Origin of the sequence: Sedimenticola hydrogenitrophicus (assembly GCF_025175675.1) — a bacterium.
In the GTDB taxonomy this organism is placed as follows: Bacteria; Pseudomonadota; Gammaproteobacteria; order Chromatiales; family Chromatiaceae; genus Sedimenticola; species Sedimenticola hydrogenitrophicus.
Genome location: NZ_JANIOA010000085.1, coordinates 1 through 2430, shown reverse-complemented (window position 1 = coordinate 2430; position 2430 = coordinate 1). Strand labels below are relative to the sequence as shown.

Annotated in this window: 3 protein-coding genes; all 3 read left to right on the top strand. The window is 58.6% G+C overall.

The window, feature by feature from the left end; genetic code table 11:
• The first annotated feature begins 131 nt into the window (after positions 1-131).
• From NPX02_RS20935 to NPX02_RS20925, 3 genes are read left to right on the top strand one after another with little or no spacing between them, the layout of a single operon-like run.
• On the top strand, positions 132-872 hold the full coding sequence (locus NPX02_RS20935; RefSeq protein ID WP_260296004.1) for a tyrosine-type recombinase/integrase: 741 nt from the start codon (positions 132-134) through the stop codon (positions 870-872).
• On the top strand, positions 812-1039 hold the full coding sequence (locus NPX02_RS20930; RefSeq protein WP_335342618.1) for a tyrosine-type recombinase/integrase: 228 nt from the start codon (positions 812-814) through the stop codon (positions 1037-1039). The genes NPX02_RS20935 and NPX02_RS20930 overlap by 61 nt, the downstream gene beginning before the upstream one ends.
• Positions 1036-2136, top strand: a complete 1101-nt coding sequence (locus tag NPX02_RS20925; RefSeq protein ID WP_260296003.1) for an IS91 family transposase — start codon at positions 1036-1038, stop codon at positions 2134-2136. The genes NPX02_RS20930 and NPX02_RS20925 overlap by 4 nt, the downstream gene beginning before the upstream one ends.
• Positions 2137-2430 lie beyond the last annotated feature (294 nt).

The following is a 2430-nucleotide window of genomic DNA, read 5'->3' as shown; positions in this document are numbered from 1 at the left end:
TTGTTGGACGAAGCCGCTTCGCGGAGAAAAGCACATCGATTCATCACCAACCCCTGAATAGACATAAAATGTAACCTCACGCCCTCAATAAAGAGGGGATATCCCACCACGGATCATGAGGTTACTGAACCATGACATCATCAGCCGAGAGAAAATTCAAGCGCAATTACAACAAGCACCTGCAACACCTCAAACTCAAGGGGCTCCAGCCCAAGACCATCGAAGCCTACGCGCGCGCCATCCGACGCATCGGCGGCTATTTCGCCCATGACATCGATGATCTCTCCAAACAGCAGCTCACCGACTATTTCTCCGATCTGCTGGACACCCACTCCTGGAGCGCCGTCAAGCTCGATCTCTACGGGCTCAAGTTCTACTACACCCATGTGCTCGACAGGCCCTGGGTCAACATCGACCTGATCAAGCCACCCAAGACGCAACGCCTGCCCGATATCGTCACCATCGAGGAGGCCGATCGCTTGTTCAAGGCCACCCATAAGCTCAGTTACCGGGTCTTCTACTTCACCGTCTACAGCCTGGGCCTGCGCCTCGGCGAGGGCTTGCGCCTGCAGGTCGGCGATATCGATGCCGTGCGCCGTCGCGTCCACATCCGCGATGCCAAGGGCAACAAGGACCGCCTGGTGCCCTTGCCCGATGCGACGCGCGATGTGCTGCGCCGCTTCTGGGCGCTGCACCGCAATCCCGTGCTGCTGTTTCCGAACCGCCACGCCGGCCTGGCGGGGGCGCGCAGCGCCACCACGCCGCTGGATCGCGGCGGCGTGCAGATCACGCTACGCAAGGTGGCCGAGGCCTGCGGGATAAAAAAAAGATCACGCCCCACAGTCTGCGCCACAGCTACGCCACGCATCTGATCGAGTCCGGTCTTGACCTGCTGGCGGTCAAACAGCTCCTGGGCCACCGCAGCATCCTCACCACGGCCAAGTACACCCACCTCACCTCCCACACCACAGAGAATGCCGACAGGCTGATCAATCAGCTGATGAACGGCTTCTCCATCGACTGGGGGAAGGTCAAATGAGGCTGTCATCGATCATCACCGCCTTCGAGGCACCATTCCTGGCCCAGTATCAGGAATACCTGCTCCCCTCCCATCGCCGGGCGCTGGCCGCCATGAAGGATTGTCGCAGCCAACTCGGCCCCAAAATGCAGGCCGCCTGTGATTCATGTCACCACCAAATGCTGGTTCCCCACTCCTGCGGGCATCGCAACTGCCCGCACTGCCAATCCCATGAGAGCCAACAGTGGATAGAACGGCAGCTCAAGAAGCAGTTGCCGGCGGACTATTTTCTGCTGACCTTCACCTTGCCCGCCGAGCTCAGGTCCCTGGCGTGGCGTCACCAGCGGGCGATCTACACCCCGATGACCCGGTGCAGCTGGGAGACGGTGTGCACCTTCAGTCAGAATGACCGACAGCTTCAGGGGATGCCGGGGGCAACGACGGTGCTGCATACCCACTCCCGGCGCCTGGACTATCACCCGCATATTCACATGGTGGTACCGGCCGCCGCCATCCATGTCGCGAAAAGACTTTGGCGAACCAAGAAAGGCAAGGGTAAGCGCCGTTATCTGTTCAACCATAAGGCCCTGGCGAAGGTGTTTCGCGCCAAGCTGCTGGCGGCGATTTCCCAGGCCGGTCTCGCCTTGCCGGATGCCACGCCCAAGGATTGGGTGGTGGACTGCAAGGCCGTGGGGAGCGGGGACAAGGCGTTGGTCTATCTGGGGCGCTATCTCTATCGTGGCGTGATTCAGGAACAGGACATCGTCGCCTGTGAAAACGGCCAGGTGACCTTCCGCTACCGCAACGGCAAGACCCGAGAGATCGAGTATCGCACCGTTCCCGGTGCGCAATTCCTGTGGCTGATCGTCCAGCATGTGCTACCCAAGGGCTTCCGGCGGGCCAGAAACTACGGCTTCCTGCACCCCAACAGCAAGCGGCTGATCCAGCTGATTCAGTATCTGCTCAATCTGGATCCCAATCGGGGAGTGGCATGGATGAGAGCGCGGCCGAAACTCATCTGTCGATGCTGTGGCGCGCCAATGAAAATCATCCGAACACGGATATTTCCGGAACCCAGGTGCAAGATAAAAACGGGGATAATGCCGATGGCTATGTAAGCACAAGCCTCAATCCGAAGACACCGAGTGCAGTGTTGAACGCTGAGGTTTTCGTTCACCTACAAAATGAGCAAAACCGGCAAGATAACCGCCAAATGCCCCCTTTCCTTGATATAACGTCAACGGAATGCGCGGGTGTTCAAAATGCGCCGCCATCGTGCATCTTGAGCACCCGCGACATCAATAATATATTTTCTTAAAGAGCTAACCCGCCTACCGCCTCTCGGGCTTGTCCAACAAACGGTTCAGATCGTGGCTCGCTTCGCTCGCACGATCTAACCTTGTTCGTTAGGC

What these genes read in the sequence shown, in the direction of transcription:
- NPX02_RS20935 (WP_260296004.1), top strand. Translation starts at nt 132, where the DNA reads ATGACATCATCAGCCGAGAGAAAATTCAAGCGCAATTACAACAAGCAC.
- NPX02_RS20925 (WP_260296003.1), top strand. Translation starts at nt 1,036, where the DNA reads ATGAGGCTGTCATCGATCATCACCGCCTTCGAGGCACCATTCCTGGCC.